This window comes from Paraburkholderia gardini (assembly GCF_907164575.1).
Taxonomy (GTDB): domain Bacteria; phylum Pseudomonadota; class Gammaproteobacteria; order Burkholderiales; family Burkholderiaceae; genus Paraburkholderia; species Paraburkholderia gardini.
The window spans coordinates 67,691-85,383 of the sequence record NZ_CAJQYY010000014.1; the positions used below are offsets into that span (position 1 = coordinate 67,691).

Consider the following 17,693-nt stretch of genomic DNA (forward strand, 5'->3'; position numbering starts at 1 on the left):
GACCTGTCGTGCGTTCGCGTTATCGCGTGGCGAGTGCGGGCATACGTCGCGATGGCTGGTCGAAGCACGCGAAGAACACTTGCAACTGCTCCAGCGAGCCGCGCTCCAGTGCAATCTCCTTGCTGCTGACGCCCGTCACCAGCATCGCCGGCAGGTCGCGCAGCATTCCACGCAACACGTCTGACGCAAGCGCAAGCTGAACATCGGCGCTCGCCAGCGCGAAGCAATGAACCTGTAGCACGCCGCGTCGCAATTCGAGTGAATACGCTTCGTCGTCGCGATCGGTGAGCCTCAGCGTCAGCGACATGTGAACGTCCGCGCACCGCACAGGGTCGACCACCACGCAGAAGCGCTGGAACACGTTGCGCAGCGGCTGCGCACGCAACACGTCCGACGAGGCAAGCCCACCCGAACCATTGAACGGAAGATCGTCGTACGCGTGCTCGAGTTCCCTCGCCGCGCTCAGATACCAGTTCCGCCAGTTCGTGTTCACCGTGAGAAAACCGAGTTCGCGCAACGCCTTCGCCTTGATGCCGCGCGCGTCGTCATCGCCGGTGTCGAGGCGTACCAGCATCGTCGCGAGTTCGGCGGCCCAGCGCCAGTCCCGGTCGCCGAGTGCGGCACGCGCCGCCTCGCGCACGCGCTCGGTGCCGCCCATCATTCCGATCATGCGGCGCGTGCGTTCAACGCGCGGCAGCGGATCGAGCGAAACAGGATCGCCGTCGAACCAGCCGAGCTGCCCCGAATACACCTGACGCACCGAGTGCTTGACCGTGCCGTAGTACTCGCCAAGCCACGCGTGTTCCGCGAGATGCGGCGGCAGCGCCGGAATGGCTTCGGCCAGTTCGTCCGGGCTCAGCCCAAGATTCATGTGGCGAATCGTCTGGTCATGGATGAACTGGATCGCATCGCGATAGACCGACAGCACGTCCTCGACGGCATCCGCGCCCGAGACCGGCCGGCCGTGCGCGGGCACCATATGCGTCGCGCCGAAGCCGCGCATCATGTCGATCGTGTTGTACCAGCGCACGGGATCGCGATAGCGCGTGCCGCGCAGCGTGTGGACGTTCGCCAGACATTCGCCCTGGATCACTTCCGCCGACAGCAGCACGCCAAGGTCGGGCAACCACATCACGATTTCATCGTCGGCCTCCGATGGCGCGTAGCGAAATTCGAACCGCACGCCAGCGAGCATGATGTCGAGCCGTTCGTCGAACACGCGCGTCGGTGCGAGGAACGTCGCCGCTTCGGCGATCAGCACCGGACCGATGCCTGCATTCACCTTGCCCGTCGGGCCCGGCGGCAACAACGTGCCGAAGCTGTACGCCGAGCGCGTCGCGAGAATCGGTGCGACGAGATTCGCGTTGTTGATGACCGTTTCCATCAGCGAACTGTGCGCGATGATCTCGACGCTGCCGCCGGCCAGCGACGATTCGTCGGCGAACGCGCGCACGCCGCCCGTGTGGTCCGTATGGTTGTGCGTATAGACGATCGCCTTCACCGGCAACGCCGCGTGACGCGGATCGATCGAGCAGAAGTCTTCGTAGATGCGCTTCGCCGCCGACACGGCCTCGGTCGCGTCGACGACCACGATGCCGTCGTCCCCCACCACGAAAATGATGTTGGCGATCGCATAACCGACCGCGCAATACACACGCTCCGCCACGCGATAGATACGCTGGGCCATGCGCTGCGAGTGTTCGGTGAGTTTTGCCGGAACCGTCGGCGCGGCCACTGCGTAAGCGAGATTGACGCCTGCATCGAAAACCACGTCGAGCGGTTCGCCGACGTGAGGCGCATCGAAAGCAGGATGGCGGACCATTCCGGTGCAGCAGCGGGTCATACGATGTCTCCAGAAACGATATCGGAATTCCTGTTCCGATTTATGCAAAAAAATACTACGCTGCCGGCAGATCGAGGCAACGGCGAAACTGGCGCTGCAGGTAAGGCACAAGACGGCGGCTCGTCAGCGACAGCGGTTCCGGGTCGTTCAGTACGCTGTTCACCAGCATGCTGAGCATCAACTGCAACGCGGCGAGCACTTCGAATTCGAGCGCGGCACGCTCCGCCTTCGGGCCGCCCATGCGCACGAGGGCATCGACGAGCTTCGGCACGATCAGCGCCTGGACTTCGAGGTTGCTGTGGCGGATTGCGTCCCAGGTCGACTTGCGCTGTGACGCACGCAGGAGCGACGCGTGATACAGCCCGCGATTGCGGCGAAACGCGCGCACGTAAAGCGAGATCATCGCATCGGCGATGGCGCCCGCGTCGTTCGACTGCCACACGGCCTCGGACACCAGTGCTTCGCGCACCCTGTCGAGCCCCTCGGCAATCACGCGGTCCTGCACGACGTCGAAAAACGTGTCCTTGTTGTCGAAGCGCCGGTAAAACGCGCCGATCGACGTACCCGCGCGCTCGACGATATCCGTGATCGACAGGTCGTCGAGATTGCCGCACTCCTCGATCAGCGCGCGCCCTGCCTCCAGCATCTTCGCGAAGCCGAGCTGACTGCGTGTCTGAAGTGGAGCGCTTGTGGTCTGGAGCGGTTCGCGGGGGCGTCGTTGAGCGGTGGGCATGCGTGTCGCGGTAATCTGGCGGTACTTCGTGGTGTTTCGCGGTGTAATGCCAGCAGACATCAAACCGGAATCTGAATTCCGGATCGTCCGTGATCAGACGGCCTTTGTCAACGGCATCCAGGGAAAGTCCCCGGTCTACGCAGTTGCATGCAGGAAGTTTTCGGCCCCGGTTTTCGCGTCGGACATCACCTGTTCCGCGATCGCCAGCGCGGAACGCGCGGCGGGAGAAGGCGTGCGCTCGGCGAGCGACACGAGCGCGAATTCGAGTCCCATTCTGGGCGCATTGCTCAGCGTGACGCGCGCGAGCCGCCGCGCGCCGAGGTCGCGCCGCACGGCAGACGCCGTCGAGAACATCACGGCGTCGGTCTGTGCAACCACGCCCTTTAGCACCGCGATGTCGTTGCACTCGGTCTGCAGTGGAATCTGTTCGTGCGAACGGAATTTGAGCATCCGGTGCAGCGCGTCCTTCATCACCGGGGGCAGCGATACCGATACGAGCGGAAACTCCCGCAGCGCCGACAGCGGCACCGCCGCGCCCTTCAGCAGCGGATGCCCCGGGCGGACAAACCATCCGCCCTCGTGACGCGGCAGCCGGTGCATCGTCACGTCCGGCACGACGGGCGGCACACGCCGGTCGGTCACGAGAAAATCGATCTGCTCGGTGCGCAGCTTGGCGAGGAGTACGTCGCCGTCGCCCAGTTCGATCGATACCTTGATCTTCGGAAAACGCTTCGCGAATTCGACCAGCAGATCGGGCAGCAAAATCGCAGCCACGTAGGGGCCCAACCCGATGCGCACCTCGCCGAGTTCATGCGCGGCGAGCAGTTCGACGTCGCGAAAAAGACAACGGGTTTCGAACAGCACGCGCCGCGCCCGCTCCACGAGCAGACGCCCGGCCGCGGTCACCGCGACACCCCGCGTGGCGCGGTCGAAGAGCTTCATGCCAAGTTCATCTTCCAGCGCCTGGATGCTGCGGCTCAGCGCCGGCTGGCTCAGATGCACGCGCTCCGCGGCACGCGCGAAGCTCCCCTCTTCCGCGAGCGCGACAAGATGGGTGAGGCGGCGGGAACTGATCTCATGCATTTTATGCAACGTCCTCATAATGAGATTGCACTTGAATTATTCCGTTATACCACCTCAAATGGGCGAAAACACGGCGACTCTGGCCCGGATGCGGCCGGCGGTGCCACACTACAACCATCTTGCATGGGACCAGGAGACAGCTTTTGCCCACCTTATATTTCGTCTTGCGAACAGATTCGCCGGGGCGCTCGCGGCGTTGCCGGATGGCTGGTACGCACCGGTCCCACGCGTCACGGCGGGCGACGCACAATGCGCATCATGTCCGATCGAATCCACCGCAACGCCATAGCCTCCTGGGAGGCTTCCATGTCTGAAGCGCAAGGTTCGGGTTTGAACATCGCGCACGCGGCACCTGTACAGGCCAGTCGAAGCCGCCGCTGGGTGATCGTTGCCTCGCTGTTCCTCTTCATGGTGATCAACTTCGCGGACAAGGCCGTGGTCGGCCTCGTCGCGGTACCGTTGATGCACGACATGCAATTGACACACGCGCAGTTCGGCCTCGTCGGCAGCGCGTTTTTCCTGCTGTTTTCCCTGTCGGGGGTCGGCCTCGGGCTCTTCGTCGATCGCGTCGACGTCAAATGGCTGCTGGCCGGGCTCGCGCTGACCTGGGCTGTTGCCCAGTTGCCGCTCGCATGGCCGGTCAGCTTCGCGGTGCTGCTCGCGTGCCGCGTGCTGCTCGGCGCCGGTGAGGGTCCTGCGGCGGCGTTCGCGCTGCACGTCGCGTACACGTGGTTCGACGATCGCGAACGCAACCTGCCGACGACGTTCATCCAGCTGGGCGCGACCTCGGGCGTCATCATCGCGGGGCCGCTGCTCACCTGGGTGACCGGGCGCTGGGACTGGCACGCGGCGTTTCTCGCGCTTGGCGTGGTCGGCGTGCTGTGGACGCTGCTGTGGCTGTGCGTCGGCAAGACGGGTAACGCGGGTCGAGGCACGGCGGGTGACAGCGCGTCCGCGATGCCGCACCACCATGTGCCCGCGCCGCGCGTTGCAGTCGATCCGCGCACACGCGTGAGTTATCGGCGGCTGCTCGCCGATCGCACGGTGATCGGCGTGCTGCTGCAATGCTTCGTCGGATATGCGGTGATCGCGATCGGGCTTACCTGGGTGCCGGCTTATTTCCGCGTCGGGCTCGGCTTCGATGCGACGCAGGCCGGCAACCTGTTCGGCCTGCAGGTCGCGACGCAGATTCCCGTCGGGATCGCGCTCGCCGTGTTCTCACATCGTCTGCTGAAACGCGGGGTGACGACGCGTCGTGCGCGCGGCACGCTGATCAGCGTGGCATGCGTCGTCAGCGGCATCGCGTATTGCATGCTGTATTCGGGCGCGTCGCCGCTCGCCAAAGTCGGTCTGCTGTCCGTTGCGTTCGCGCTGGCAAGCCAGGTGTTCACGTTCGGACCGCTGCTCATCGCGGAGATCGCACCCACTGCGCAGCGCGGCGCGTTGCTGGCGATCACGAACTCGATCGTGACGACGGCGGGTCTGATCGGACCTGTCTCGATGGGCAAACTGCTCGGCGTAGCTGGCGATCATGTGGGCTATGAGACCGGCTTCGCGATCGCGGGTGCGCTGCTGATCCTCACGGGCATTGCCGGCTTCGCGCTGCTCGATCCGCAGCGCTCGCGGCAAAACCTGCAAACGGCCGCCTGACATGCCTGCTCACGAAGCGCGCGTGACCTCACGAACAGTGCGGTCACGCGCTTATCACAGCCGGACACGAACCCGAGCGCCCTCGCGCTCAGAACGTATGGCGCATGCCTGCCATGACGCCAAGCTGCGTGCTCTTCTGCGCGAGCCCGACACCGTTCACGCCCTGCAACTGCGCGCCGATCAGGTCGCCGTGATACTGCGCGTAGTCGCCTTCGAGATAGACGTCGGTGCGCTTTGACAGCGCGTAGTCGGCGACGAGCTGGTACTGCCATGCCGAGCCGTCCTGCGCGGCCGTCTTGCCGTCCTGCAGCGTGCGCCAGACGTTCGCGGCCAGATGCCACGCCGCGCCGATCTGCTGCGTGATGCCGCCCAGAATCATGCGACGCTTCGAGAAGTCCGTGTACTTGAGCGCCGCGAGCGCGGCCGCGGTGAACGGACCATTGGCGAAGTTGGAAAAGCCTGCGTCGTTCTGGTTGACGATGTAGCCCACGGCAAAACGCGTCTTGTCCCACGTGTACGAACCGCCGACCGTCCACGCGAGCGACCCCGAACCGTTGACCGAATCCTTCGACTCCTCGTACGCGCCACCGAGACTGACCGGGCCGCCCACCGGCGCATACGCCAGCGCCGCGCCATACTGGCTGCCATACGACGTGTGGCCCGCGACGCCGCCGACCGCATACGCCGCCGAGAACAGGATGTCGTGAAAATGCGCCTGATACTGAACCTGGTTGCTGGTCCAGATGCCACCGGACAGCGTGACTTCCGGCTGGTAGCTGAAGTCATATGGAATCCACGGATTGCTGCCGTATCCGCCGATCGTGATGCCTTCGATCATCACGTTGAACTGACGCCCGATGATGACCTGGCCGTACGACGTGGACCGGATGCCGACCTGCGCTTCGTTGAAGAACGGCAGTGTCGGGTCGCTCTGACCGGTGTTCAGATAGAAACGGTTTTCGAGCTTGAAGAAGGTGCTCCAGCCGCCGCCCAGGTCTTCGACACCCTTCATGCCCCAGCGGCTCTCGCTCATGCCGCCGTTGCCCATCACGACTTTCGAATCGCCCGCCTTGTCGACGTTCGTCATGTAGCGGATGCTGCCGTCGACGATGCCATAGAGTGTGACGCTGGATTGCGCGTGCGCCATCTGGCACGCGAGCGCCGCCGGAATCAGTGCGAAACGCCACTTGCTCAGCTTCGTCATACGGTCTCCCCTGGCAGTGCAGGATTGCGAACCTTGCATGACGGTCACTCTCGGGACGAGAGGCCGGTGGAACGTCTGAGGAATGTACTCCAGAGCGTCGCGAGCGGCCATCAGGTCCGCGCGCGGCGTGGCGAAATGGAAGCACGTGCGCGTAGTGGGGTCATCGCATCGGTGACACGTGCCTTTTGATATGGTATGGCCTGCCCTTACACGAGACCGCCCATGATCCTGCGTTTTTGCACTCCAGCACGCATGAAGGCGCACATCGCCATGCATGGCGCGCATGCCATGCGGGCCGTGCGATGAGCACCCGCGCCGTTTCGCTTCGCCGTCCACCCGACACCGTCGCCATCATGCTGATGGTCGTGCTGTGCGCGATCTGGGGCTTTCAGCAGGTCGCGATCAAGAGCACGAATGCTGCGGTTCCACCGGTATTCCAGGCGGGGCTGCGCTCGGCGATCGCCGCAGTGCTCGTGTGCAGCTGGGCGCGGCTACGCGGCACGCCGCTCTTTCGCGACGACGGCACGCTCGGTGCCGGACTGCTCGCGGGCGTGCTGTTCGCTGGCGAATTCGTCTGTATCTTTCTTGGCCTGACGCTCACGAGCGCGTCGCGCATGGCGGTGTTTCTGTACACGGCGCCATGCTTCACGGCACTCGGGCTGCACTGGTTCGTCGCGGGCGAACACATGCGGCGCATTCAGTGGATCGGCGTGATCACCGCGTTCGCGGGCATAGCGCTCGCATTCGCGGACGGCTTCGCGCGCGCCGGGGCTGGATCTGGGTCGGCGAGTCATGCGTCGATGCTGGCAGGCGTCACGGGCGATGCGTTAGGTGTGCTCGGCGGCATCGCATGGGCCGCGACGACGATCGTCGTGCGCGCAACGAAGCTCGCGCATACGAGCGCGAGCAAGACGCTCTTCTATCAGCTGGCGGTATCGGCGGTGGTTCTGCTGGCGCTGGCCGTGCCGCTCGGGCAGGTGCGCGTGGCAGCGGTTACCCCGCTCGTGGTCGCGAGTCTCGCGTATCAGGCGGTGATGGTCGCGTTCATCAGCTATCTGATCTGGTTCTGGCTGCTCACGCGCTACATGGCGTCGCGCCTTTCGGTGTTCTCGTTTCTGACGCCGCTCTTCGGTGTGACGTTCGGCGTGGTGCTGCTCGGCGAATCGTTCAGCCTGCGGTTTCTGATGGCGGCCGTGCTGGTGCTCGCCGGCATCGCGCTCGTGAATGCGCCCGCGCTCCGGCGCGCCACCTGAAGCGCTACCCGGCTGACGTGAGCGCGGCGCCCGGTGGTGTATGGCGCATGCGTTAGTTACGCGGGTGCCGCGCCGCCTGGCCGTGCTTTCGGCGAAGCCGACACCGTCTGCGCGACGCGCACGTATTCCTCGACCGGCACATCTTCCGCGCGGCGCTGCAGATCGAAGCCGAGCGCATCGAAATCGATTACATCGCGATACGCCGAGAGCGTATTGCGCAACATCTTGCGCCGCTGCGAAAACGCGGCCGTGACCACTTCGCCGAGCGTGCGCACGTCGACGTCCGGCAATTCGTGCGGCGCGTGGGGAATCATGCGCACGATCGCCGAATTCACTTTCGGCGGCGGCTGGAACGATTCGGGCGGCACATCGAGCAGTTTGTCGATCACGTAGCGATACTGCAGCATCACGGACAGCCGGCCGAACGCCTTGCTGCCCGGCTCCGCGACCATGCGCTCGACGACTTCGTCCTGCAGCATGAAATGCTGGTCGATCACCACCGGCGCAAACGTCGTGAGATGAAACAGCAGCGGGCTCGAAATGTTGTACGGCAGGTTACCGACGATCCGCAACGAAGGCGTACCGCCCGGCACGGCGAGCGAGCCGAAGTCGAACGCGAGCGCGTCGCCCGCGTGCAGTTCGAGCAGCGCGCCGAACTGCTTCGTGAGACGCGCGATCAGATCGCGATCGAGTTCCACCGCGTGCAACGGCGCTTCGGGCGTCGAGAGACGTTCGATCAGCGGACCGGTGAGCGCGCCAAGACCCGGCCCGATCTCGACCATGCGTTCGCCGCGTTTCGGCGCGATCACGTCGACGATCGAATCGATCACGCCCATGTCGACCAGAAAATTCTGTCCGAACCGCTTGCGGGCGAAATGGCCCTGATGCTGTCTGCTGCCTGGGCTGTTGGACATCGGAAAAACAGTAAAAAAGAGTTCAGGCCGCGCGACGATGGCGCGCCATCGAAACGGCGGTGTCGATGGCGGCGATCAGGCTGCCCGCGTCCGCGCGGCCCGTGCCGGCGAGGTCGAGCGCGGTACCGTGATCGACAGAAGTACGGATGATGGGCAAGCCCAGCGTGACGTTGATGCCTTCACCGAACGTGGCGTATTTCAGGACCGGCAGGCCCTGATCGTGGAACATCGCCAGCACGCAGTCGGCGTCTTTCAGATAGCGCGGCTGGAACAGCGTATCGGCGGGATACGGACCGCGTGCGTCGATGCCTGTATCGTTTGCCCGTTTCAGGGCCGGCGCGATGACATCGATTTCCTCGTGGCCGAGATAGCCGTTTTCACCCGCGTGCGGGTTGAGCCCCGTGACCAGAATACGCGGCGCGGGAATGCCGAAGTGATGACGCAGATCGTGATCGATGATGCGTAGCGTCTCGACGAGCCCGTCGATCGTGAGCGCCGCCGACACATCCTTCAGCGGCAGGTGTGTCGTGGCCAGCGCGACGCGCAGCGGCCGCTGGCCGGTGCCCGCGAGCATCATCACGACGCGCGGCGTCTGCGTGCGCTCCGCGAGATATTCGGTGTGGCCGGTGAAGGGCACGCCGGCATCGTTGATCGTGCTTTTTTGCAGCGGCGCGGTGACGATCGCATCGAACGTGTGCGCGAGCGCGCCGTCGATCGCGTGGTCAAGCAGCGTGAGTACGTAACGGCCATTCGCCGCGTCGAGCCTGCCGGCCTGCGACGGCACGTCAAGCGGCACGTGCTGCATCCGGATGCGTCCGCCCGCGCGTTCGCCAGTGAGCGCGGCCCAGTCGACGCCCACGGTCTGGGCACGCTGTGCGATGAGTGCGGCATCGCCGAGCACGGTGAACTGTGCGTCGGGCCAATGCGCTGCCGCAGCCGCGAGCGCCTGCGCCGTCAGTTCGGGACCCACGCCGGCGGGTTCACCCGTCGTGATCGCGATCTGCAGCGGGGCGCCTTGCGGCTGGGCGGAAGGTTTCATGACCGTGACCGTTATTGCAAGCTGGGCTGGTCGATCTTGTAGTCGACGTACGCGGTGTCGCGCAGTTCGCGCAGCCAGTCGGCATAGGCCTGCTCGGCCTTGCGCTGGCCGATTGCCTGGCGCGCCAGATCCATCTGCTGCGAAATCGAGCCCTCGGCTTCGCGGCGGCCCAGCACCTGAATCAGGTGATAGCCGTATTCGCTGCGCACCGGGTCGCTGATCTGACCGTCCTGCAGCGAATTCATCGCGCGCTCGAATTCCGGCACCGTTTCGCCCGGACTGATCCAGCCGAGATCGCCGCCCTGCGACGCCGAGCCGTCCTGCGAATACGTGCGCGCGAACTTGTCGAAGTCGCCGCCGCTTGCAATGATCTGACGCTTGATGTCTAGCAGCTTCTCGCGCGCCGCCGGCTCCGACATGCCGTCGCCGACACGCAGCAGGATGTGACGCACGTGCGTCTGTACAAGCTTCGATGCGTCGGCCGACGCCGTGCCCTGCGAGTTGCGACGCTCAACGAGGCGCACGATTTCAAAGCCGTCCGCCGTGCGGATCACCGACGGATTCACCTCGCCCGGACGCAGCGTCGAGGCCGCCGTGACGAACTCGGGCGGCAGCTTCGACTGCGACAGGAAGCCCATGTCGCCGCCCTTCGCCGCGTCGGCAGCCTGCGAATTCGACTTCGCGAGCCTTTCGAAATTCGCGCCGCCCGTGGCTTCCTGCAGCAGCGCCTGCGCACGTTGCTGCGCCGCTTCGATTTCCGTTTGCGGCGCGTTCTGCGCGGCCTTCAGCAGGATGTGCTCGAAGTGCAGATCGCTGGTCTGGCCAGGGTTCGGTCCGCGCTGGCTCGCGATGTAGTTCGCGACTTCGCCGTCCGTCACCGTGACCTTGCTGTCCACTTCCTTCTCACGCAGCTTCGAAAGCGTCAGTTCCGTACGCGCGTCGTTCGTGAACACGGTCCAGGGCACCCCTTCCGCCTCGATCCGCGCGCGGTAGACGTCGAGTGTCAGGCCGTTCGACTGCGCGAGACGGCCGAGCGTGCGCTGCACGGTAGCGTCGTCGACGGTGATGCCGTCTTCTTTCGCGCGCTGAAGCTGGATGCGTTCGAGCACCATCTGGTTCAGCACCTGCGTGCGCAGCTGGTCGGCCGGCGGCACCGGTGCGTTCTGTTGCGTGAGACGCCGTGAAATCAGGCCGACACGCTGGTCGAGTTCGCGCTGCGTGATGACCCCGTTGTTCACCACGGCTGCGATCGTGTCGACTGTCTCGCCGTTGCTGTTGCCGAGCGCCTGTGCCTCAGCGGAAGAAACCGGCAGAAAGGACGCCGCGACGGCGATACCCGCTGCGAGCGTTGCGAGGCGAAGCTTTTTCATGATTGCCACAGATACTCCAGTGATGTCGGGCGCGCCCCGCCCGTTTTTTCGCATTTTATAAATGATCGGGCGACGGTCATTCGTAGTTGGTGAAACGCGACTGAGGCGGCGTGCCCGGCGGCAGCGGCGTGTAACCCGGCACGCTGGCGCGGAACGCCGAGATCAGTCCGTTGTCGACATTCGACAGGCCCTTCAATGTCAGCTGCGCGAGGAATTTCGTGCTCGACGTCTGGGTGCCCGATGTGTTCAGTCCATTTGCATAACGCTGAAAACCAACGCCGAGCGTCCAGCAATCGGCATCGTATTGCAGGCCCAGCAGACCGTCGACCACCCGGTGCCCGCCCAGGTCGTAGTTCAGGCGCGCGACACTGTAGACGCGATGCGTCAGCGGCCACTGCCCTGAAATCAGGATCTGGTTGATCGGCTGGTTGTCGAGCGTGGTGTTCGCGCGCGTGTAGCGGTACGCGATGTTGATCACCTTGCCCGATGCTGGACTGAAGCCGAAACCGACGCTGGTTTTGGTCAGCTGATTGTTATCGGCATTATATTGGAACGCGGTTTCCGACGCGAAACCGGCCCCGAGCTTCACAGATGCACCCGCGATCAGGTCCGAATGGGTCGCCTGCGCGTTCGACTGACCCGGCAGCAGCGTGACGCGCTGGTCCTGAAAGTAATACTGCTGCGCGATCACGAAGCGCGCACGTTCGTCGCCGGTTGCCGGGTTGATGAAGCGCGTCGTGAGTGCTGCCGTCAGCCGGTTCGCATCCGCGATCCGGTCGCCGCCGACAAACGTGTTCGGCGTGAAGATTTCGGCGAGACCGAAGTCGGAATCGGCCGTATCGAAGAGCGGCGCGAACTGCTGGTTGCGATACGGCGTGTAGACGTAGTACAGCCGCGGCTCCAGCGTCTGGATGTAATCCTGGCCGAAGAGCCGTACCGAACGGTCGAAAATCAGCCCGGTGTCGAAGCTGAACGTCGGGATCGATTCGGTGAAATTCTTCGGCTGTCCGGCCGGCGCGCCCGTCGCGATATTGCTGAGATCGTACGAGGCGAAGTGCCACTGCACCTTCGGCGTGACAAAGTAGCCGGGCCCCACCACCGAATACGACAGGTACGGGTTGAACATCAACCGCTGACCTTCGGTCGCATCGTCCTGCGTGATCTTGAAGCGCGTGTAGTCGGCTTCCGCACCGAAGTCGAAGCCGTCGACGTTGTACTTCGTGTACTTCACGTTCAACTGCGGCTCGCGCGAATACGGCGGCACCGACGGCTCGAGCGTCTGCCAGTGCTGCTCGCGTGCAAGCACGGACCACGGGCCGTTGTTGTACGTCAAGCCGGCTTCCTGCTGGTACAGCAGCTGCGTGCCGTTCAGGAACTGGTTCGACGTCGACGAAAGGTCTTCCGGATAGGTGTTATCCGAGACCTTGTTGTAATAGACATACCCGGCGAACCCGTTGCCGAAGTTCTGGTTGTGCTGCAGATAGATCGCGTAACGGTCGGTCTTCGTGATCGCGTCGTGCGGCAGGAATTCACCGGTGATCGTGCCGCTGTAAGTGGGCGACAGATAGCGGAACGACGCCTGCGTCTGTACCCCGCGCTTCGAGATGATCCGCGGTGTCAGCGTCAAATCGCGATTCGGCGCGATGTTGAAGTAATACGGAACCGACAGTTCGAAACCGTTGTTCGAACTGAGCGACGCGACTGGCGGCAGAAAACCGCTGCGCCGGTCGCCCGACAGCGGGAACGACAGCCACGGGCTCGCGAAAATCGGCACGCCCTGGAAAAACAGCACGCCGTTATGCGCGACGCCTTCATCCGCGCCGGTGTCGAAATTGAATTCGGTGCCCTTGATGTACCACGCCGGGTCGGTCGCGCACTGGCACGCCGTGTAGGTGCCATGCGAGAACACGGAGCGCTCGCTGTCGAGCATGTCGACGCGCTCCGCGCTACCGGAACCGCCCGTCACGTTGAAGTGGTACTTCGGCGCGGGCATGTAGCCTTCGCTCGCCTCGACGCGCATGTGCGCCTCGGGGCCGGTAAACGAAATGCCGTTGTTGATGACGTGCACCGAGCCGTAAGCGTCGGCCATGTCGGTGTCTTCGTCGTAATGGAGCGCGTCGGCCTTGATCACCGACGTGAAGCGGCGCACCTCGGCCGAACCTTTCGCGGCCATGTCCTGGCCGCTCGTGCCCGTGGTGGAGTCGCCGAGCACGAAGGTGGCGGGCCGCTGGCCGCCCGCGACCGGGTGCTCCTCGAGTTGCGGGGCCAGCCGCAGGCCCCATGGCGCGTCGACAGGCTGCGCCTGCGCGGCGTCGCCGACCAGCTGGGCGTGCGCGAGCGCGGGCATCAGGCCCGGCACGGCGATCAACGCCGCGACGAGCCGCCTTTTGCGCGGTACGCCGTCACAAGAAGGTGTCGTTCGGAAAAGCTGTCTGGGCGGCATGTATCGTTTGGCGAATCGACCCGCCGCCAGCTCACACCGTTACTGTCCGCCGCCAGCGCAAACGGGCCGAGTCAGCCAGAATGCAGACAAACACGCACAATCTGTCGATCGATAAGGCAGGCGGTCAAACGGGATGGGCGAAAGCTGGCGCGAGTCGCGTCAAAAAAGTCGTGGGGTATTATATGGCAAGACGTTGCCCCCCAGAATTTGCCTCGGGTTTTCATGACCTTTTCCACGCCTTCCGGCGCCAGCGCCGCCTCCTCACCCTCCGACAACCGTCTGGATCTGCTCACCACCTGGCTTCGCCCGCATGCCGACCGGTATGGCCTCGAAGTGGCCTCGCTCGCGCCGGCTTCGTCGGACGCGAGTTTCCGGCGCTATTTCCGGCTCGCCGCCAGCAGCGAGCATGGCGCGTCGCTGATTGCAGTCGATGCGCCGCCGCCGGAGAAGTGCCGCGAGTTCGCGCAGGTCGCGCAGCTGCTCGCGCAGGCGGGCGTCCACGTGCCGCGCGTACTCGAGGTCGATTTCGACGCCGGCTTCATGCTGGTCACGGATCTCGGCACGCAGTCATACCTGCGGGCATTGACCGATGCGCAGGGCGAACCCGGCAGCGCCATCCCGCGCACGCTGATGCGCGATGCGCTCGATGCGCTGATCCACTGGCAACTCGCATCGCGGGAAGACGTCCTGCCGCCGTTCGACGAGGCGTTCCTGCGTCGCGAAATGGAATTGATGCCTGAGTGGTTTATCGAACGGCATCTGGATCAGGCCGTCGACGACAACACCCGTGGCGTACTCGATCGCACGTTCGCGCTGCTGGTGGCGAGCGCGCGGGCGCAGCCGCAGGTGTTCATGCTGCGCGATTTCATGCCGCGCAACCTGATGATCGCGACCCCGAACCCGGGCGTGCTCGACTTCCAGGACGCCGTCCACGGTCCGATCACGTATGACGTCGCTTCGTTGCTGCGCGACGCCTTTCTGAGCTGGGACGAAGAATTCGAGCTCGATTGCTTCGTGTACTACTGGGAACGCGCGAAAAAAGCCGGCCTGCCGGTCGATCCCGATTTCGGCGAGTTCTTCCGCCAGCTCGAATGGATGGGCCTGCAGCGGCATATCAAGGTGCTCGGACTCTTCTGCCGGATCAATTATCGCGACGGCAAGCCGCACTACCTCGCCGACCTGCCGCGCTTCATCGGGTACGCGCGCAAGGTGGCCGGACGGTATCGCCCGCTCGCGCCGTTCGCAAAGCTGCTCGACCAGCTGGAAGGCCGCGCCGTCGATATCGGCTACACGTTCTGAGCCCATTCACCCAGGATCGGTCCCTCTGTGAATTCCCTGAAGAAAGCGATGATTTTTGCCGCGGGACGCGGCGAGCGGATGCGTCCGCTGACCGATTCGCGCCCCAAGCCGCTGCTCGAAGCCGGCGGCCGTGCGTTGATCGAATGGCAGATCGAGCGGCTCGCGCGGGCCGGTTTTAATACCGTCGTGATCAATCACGCGTGGCTTGGCGAGCAGATCGAAGCCGCGCTCGGCGACGGCTCGCGCTGGAACATCGCGCTGCGCTATTCGCCTGAAGGCGAAGCGCTGGAGACCGCGGGCGGCATCGCACAGGCGCGCTCGCTTCTGGAAGACGCAGGCAAGCCGGAAATCTTCGTCGCGGTCAGCGGCGACGTGTACGCGGATTTCGACTACGGCACGCTCGATGCTCACGCTGCACGGCTTGCCGCGCTGCCGGAACCGGGCATGCATCTCGTGATGGTGCCGAATCCGCCGTTCCATCCGTCAGGGGATTTCGGGCTTGTCGACGGCGTCCTCTCGCTCGATGCGTCGCCGCGTTTCACGTTTGGCAACATCGGGCTGTACGACACGCGGATGTTCAGCGACCTGCAACCCGGCTCACGCCGCGCGCTGACGCCCTACTACCGCGATGCAATCGCGCGCGGGCGCGCGACAGGCGAACTGTACGAAGGATTGTGGGAAAACGTCGGCACACCGGCGCAGTTGCAGGCGCTCGACAAAAAGCTCGCGGCACGCCGCTAGCGGCAGCGGCCTGTGGCGGCACCACGCTGTCGCCGCGCGAAGCGGTTTGCAACAACCGTTGCGCCGGAATCCGCTTGCGCCTGATCGCGCGGCGCAAATCCACGGTAAGCAGGTAAGCGCGCGTCAGTGCCCGGCGCTGCCCGCTTCGGTTGCCGGCTCCGGCGCTTCGCCGGCATGTTCCGCGCGTTGCTGCTGCAACGCCCACATCTGCGCGAAGAGACCGCCCGCGCGCACCAGTTCGGCATGCGTGCCGCGTTCGACGATCCGTCCGCGATCCATCACGATAATCTGCTGCGCGTGAACGACCGTCGACAACCGGTGCGCGATGATGAGCGTCGTGCGCTCGCGGGCGATCTGGTCGAGTTCGTGCTGGATCGCGCGTTCGGAACGCGAATCGAGCGCGGACGTCGCTTCGTCGAAGATCAAAATCGGCGGATTCTTCAGGATCGTGCGCGCAATCGCGACGCGCTGTTTCTCACCGCCCGACAGCTTCAGGCCGCGCTCGCCCACCGGCGTCTCGTAACCCTTCGGCAGCCCTTCGATGAAATCGTGAATGTGCGCCGCGCGCGCCGCCGCGATCACTTCGTCGCGCGTCGCCGTCGGGTGGCCGTAGGCGATGTTGTAGTAGATCGTGTCGTTAAAGAGCACCGTATCCTGCGGCACGATGCCGATCGAGGCGCGCAGCGAATCCTGCGTCACATCGCGGATATCCTGGCCGTCGATCGTGATCGCGCCGCCCGTTGCACGGTCGAGATCGTAGAAGCGGAACATCAGACGCGCGAGCGTCGACTTGCCCGAGCCGCTATGTCCGACAACAGCCGTCGTCGTGCCGGCCGGAATCATGAAGCTCACGTCGTGCAGGATCTGACGCTCGGGGTCATATGAGAAATTCACGTGATCGAGCCGCACCTGCGCGCCGCGCACGGTGAGCGCGGCCGCGTTTTCCAGGTCGGGTACTTCCTGCGCGGCGCCGAGCAGCGTGAACATACGGTCCATGTCGGTGAGACTCTGCTTGAGCTCGCGATACACCACGCCGAGAAAATTCAGCGGAATGTAGAGCTGCAGCATGAACGTGTTGATCAGCACGAGATCGCCGAGCGTGAGCTTGCCCGCCATGACGCCTTGCGTCGCGCGCCACAGGATGAACACAAGGCCCGTGCCGATGATCGTCTGCTGCCCGAAATTCAGCGCCGACAGAGAGTTCTGCGACTTGATCGCCGCCGCGCGATAGCGCTTCAGGTTTTCGTCGTAACGCTGCGCTTCCCACTCTTCGTTGCCGAAGTACTTGACGGTTTCGTAGTTGAGCAGCGAATCGATGGCGCGTGAATTCGCGCGCGAATCGAGGTCGTTCATCGTGCGACGGAAATGCGTGCGCCATTCGGTCACTTTCACGGTGAACGTGATGTACGCGGCAAGCGCGATAAACGTGACGATCGCGTAATACGCCTCGTATTTGACGACGAAAAATCCCAGCACGAGCCCGACTTCGACGAGCGTCGGCAGGATGCTGTAGAGCGAATACGAAATGAGCTGCGTGATGCCGCGCGTGCCGCGTTCGATATCGCGCGACATGCCGCCTGTCTGCCGGTCCAGATGAAACCGGAGTGAGAGCGCGTGCAGATGCCGGAACACTTTCAGCGCGAGTTGCCGCACCGCGCTTTCGGTCACTTTCGAGAACAGGATTTCCCGCAGTTCGGTGAAGAGCGAGGTGGAAAGCCGCACCACCGCGTACGCGACCACGAGCAGCCCGACGCCGCCGAGCAGCACGATGCCCGGCGCGTGATCCGCGCGCCCGAGCGCAGTCAGATGCTGCACCGACACGAGGTTGTCGATGATCCGCTTCATCACGATCGGCACGCCGAGGTTCGCGACCTTCGCGCCGATCAGGCAGCTGAGCGCGAAAATCACGCGCCACCTGTACGTCGCGAGATACGGCAGCAGCGAGAGGATCGTCTGCCAGTCATTGCGCGGCTGGGTCGAGATCGGAGAAGGCTCGGACGAGGCGGAATAACGGCGCATGAAGGTCGGCTGTGGGGAGGGGGTGTCGAATGTATCGGAGCGCGCCTGCCCGCAGGCATCCGGCGTGCGCGCTTTCCCGTACAATTCCTGATCTTCCTATTG

The 17,693-nt window shown here is 64.3% G+C and carries 13 protein-coding genes; 4 read left to right on the top strand and 9 right to left on the bottom strand.

Annotated features, from left to right (window positions below; translation table 11 throughout):
• Positions 1-19 precede the first annotated feature (19 nt).
• From LPA34_RS13495 to LPA34_RS13505, 3 genes are all read right to left on the bottom strand, one after another.
• Positions 20-1,843 carry an alkyl sulfatase dimerization domain-containing protein gene (locus LPA34_RS13495; protein WP_228978873.1) on the bottom strand — a complete coding sequence of 608 codons (1,824 nt, stop codon included), beginning with the start codon at positions 1,841-1,843 and terminating at the stop codon, positions 20-22.
• Between the two features lie 55 nt (positions 1,844-1,898).
• Positions 1,899-2,576 (bottom strand): TetR/AcrR family transcriptional regulator, encoded by a 678-nt coding sequence (locus tag LPA34_RS13500; protein WP_228978875.1) that lies wholly within the window; start codon positions 2,574-2,576, stop codon positions 1,899-1,901.
• Between the two features lie 135 nt (positions 2,577-2,711).
• The gene (locus LPA34_RS13505) at positions 2,712-3,659 is read right to left on the bottom strand and encodes a LysR family transcriptional regulator (protein ID WP_228978877.1); all 948 of its coding nucleotides are present in this window, start codon (positions 3,657-3,659) and stop codon (positions 2,712-2,714) included.
• A 306-nt stretch (positions 3,660-3,965) separates the two neighbouring features.
• Here LPA34_RS13505 and LPA34_RS13510 point away from each other — a divergent pair, with 306 nt between their 5' ends.
• Entirely contained in the window at positions 3,966-5,309 is a 1,344-nt protein-coding gene (locus LPA34_RS13510) for an MFS transporter (protein ID WP_228978878.1), read from the top strand.
• A gap of 88 nt (positions 5,310-5,397) precedes the next feature.
• Here the strand turns inward: LPA34_RS13510 and LPA34_RS13515 are convergent, their stop codons facing one another.
• Complete coding sequence (locus tag LPA34_RS13515) at positions 5,398-6,513, bottom strand: porin (protein WP_228978881.1); 1,116 nt, start codon at positions 6,511-6,513, stop codon at positions 5,398-5,400.
• Positions 6,514-6,815: 302 nt separating this feature from the next.
• Between LPA34_RS13515 and LPA34_RS13520 the strand changes: the two genes are divergently transcribed.
• The gene (locus LPA34_RS13520) at positions 6,816-7,766 is read left to right on the top strand and encodes a DMT family transporter (RefSeq protein ID WP_228978882.1); all 951 of its coding nucleotides are present in this window, start codon (positions 6,816-6,818) and stop codon (positions 7,764-7,766) included.
• 56 nt (positions 7,767-7,822) lie between these two features.
• Here the strand turns inward: LPA34_RS13520 and rsmA are convergent, their stop codons facing one another.
• The 4 genes from rsmA to LPA34_RS13540 form a co-directional block, all read right to left on the bottom strand.
• Positions 7,823-8,680 (bottom strand): 16S rRNA (adenine(1518)-N(6)/adenine(1519)-N(6))-dimethyltransferase RsmA, encoded by an 858-nt coding sequence (gene rsmA / locus LPA34_RS13525; protein ID WP_228978884.1) that lies wholly within the window; start codon positions 8,678-8,680, stop codon positions 7,823-7,825.
• 22 nt (positions 8,681-8,702) lie between these two features.
• On the bottom strand, positions 8,703-9,719 hold the full coding sequence (gene pdxA, locus LPA34_RS13530; RefSeq protein ID WP_228978886.1) for a 4-hydroxythreonine-4-phosphate dehydrogenase PdxA: 1,017 nt from the start codon (positions 9,717-9,719) through the stop codon (positions 8,703-8,705).
• An 11-nt stretch (positions 9,720-9,730) separates the two neighbouring features.
• Complete coding sequence (locus tag LPA34_RS13535) at positions 9,731-11,098, bottom strand: peptidylprolyl isomerase (protein WP_228978887.1); 1,368 nt, start codon at positions 11,096-11,098, stop codon at positions 9,731-9,733.
• Positions 11,099-11,165: 67 nt separating this feature from the next.
• Complete coding sequence (locus tag LPA34_RS13540; RefSeq protein WP_228978890.1) at positions 11,166-13,532, bottom strand: LPS-assembly protein LptD; 2,367 nt, start codon at positions 13,530-13,532, stop codon at positions 11,166-11,168.
• 222 nt (positions 13,533-13,754) lie between these two features.
• Here LPA34_RS13540 and LPA34_RS13545 point away from each other — a divergent pair, with 222 nt between their 5' ends.
• Both LPA34_RS13545 and murU read left to right on the top strand, forming a co-directional pair.
• Positions 13,755-14,831 (top strand): aminoglycoside phosphotransferase family protein, encoded by a 1,077-nt coding sequence (locus LPA34_RS13545; protein WP_228978891.1) that lies wholly within the window; start codon positions 13,755-13,757, stop codon positions 14,829-14,831.
• 48 nt (positions 14,832-14,879) lie between these two features.
• Positions 14,880-15,572 (top strand): N-acetylmuramate alpha-1-phosphate uridylyltransferase MurU, encoded by a 693-nt coding sequence (murU, locus tag LPA34_RS13550; protein WP_228979001.1) that lies wholly within the window; start codon positions 14,880-14,882, stop codon positions 15,570-15,572.
• A gap of 123 nt (positions 15,573-15,695) precedes the next feature.
• On the opposite strand, the gene LPA34_RS13555 is transcribed toward murU, so the two are convergent.
• Positions 15,696-17,591, bottom strand: coding sequence for an ABCB family ABC transporter ATP-binding protein/permease (locus tag LPA34_RS13555; RefSeq protein ID WP_228978894.1), 1,896 nt, complete (start codon positions 17,589-17,591; stop codon positions 15,696-15,698).
• Between the last annotated feature and the right edge of the window lie 102 nt (positions 17,592-17,693).

What these genes read in the sequence shown, in the direction of transcription:
- LPA34_RS13495 (WP_228978873.1), bottom strand. Translation starts at nt 1,843, where the DNA reads ATGACCCGCTGCTGCACCGGAATGGTCCGCCATCCTGCTTTCGATGCG.
- LPA34_RS13500 (WP_228978875.1), bottom strand. Translation starts at nt 2,576, where the DNA reads ATGCCCACCGCTCAACGACGCCCCCGCGAACCGCTCCAGACCACAAGC.
- LPA34_RS13505 (WP_228978877.1), bottom strand. Translation starts at nt 3,659, where the DNA reads ATGCATGAGATCAGTTCCCGCCGCCTCACCCATCTTGTCGCGCTCGCG.
- LPA34_RS13510 (WP_228978878.1), top strand. Translation starts at nt 3,966, where the DNA reads ATGTCTGAAGCGCAAGGTTCGGGTTTGAACATCGCGCACGCGGCACCT.
- LPA34_RS13515 (WP_228978881.1), bottom strand. Translation starts at nt 6,513, where the DNA reads ATGACGAAGCTGAGCAAGTGGCGTTTCGCACTGATTCCGGCGGCGCTC.
- LPA34_RS13520 (WP_228978882.1), top strand. Translation starts at nt 6,816, where the DNA reads ATGAGCACCCGCGCCGTTTCGCTTCGCCGTCCACCCGACACCGTCGCC.
- rsmA (WP_228978884.1), bottom strand. Translation starts at nt 8,680, where the DNA reads ATGTCCAACAGCCCAGGCAGCAGACAGCATCAGGGCCATTTCGCCCGC.
- pdxA (WP_228978886.1), bottom strand. Translation starts at nt 9,719, where the DNA reads ATGAAACCTTCCGCCCAGCCGCAAGGCGCCCCGCTGCAGATCGCGATC.
- LPA34_RS13540 (WP_228978890.1), bottom strand. Translation starts at nt 13,532, where the DNA reads ATGCCGCCCAGACAGCTTTTCCGAACGACACCTTCTTGTGACGGCGTA.
- LPA34_RS13545 (WP_228978891.1), top strand. Translation starts at nt 13,755, where the DNA reads ATGACCTTTTCCACGCCTTCCGGCGCCAGCGCCGCCTCCTCACCCTCC.
- murU (WP_228979001.1), top strand. Translation starts at nt 14,880, where the DNA reads ATGATTTTTGCCGCGGGACGCGGCGAGCGGATGCGTCCGCTGACCGAT.
- LPA34_RS13555 (WP_228978894.1), bottom strand. Translation starts at nt 17,591, where the DNA reads ATGCGCCGTTATTCCGCCTCGTCCGAGCCTTCTCCGATCTCGACCCAG.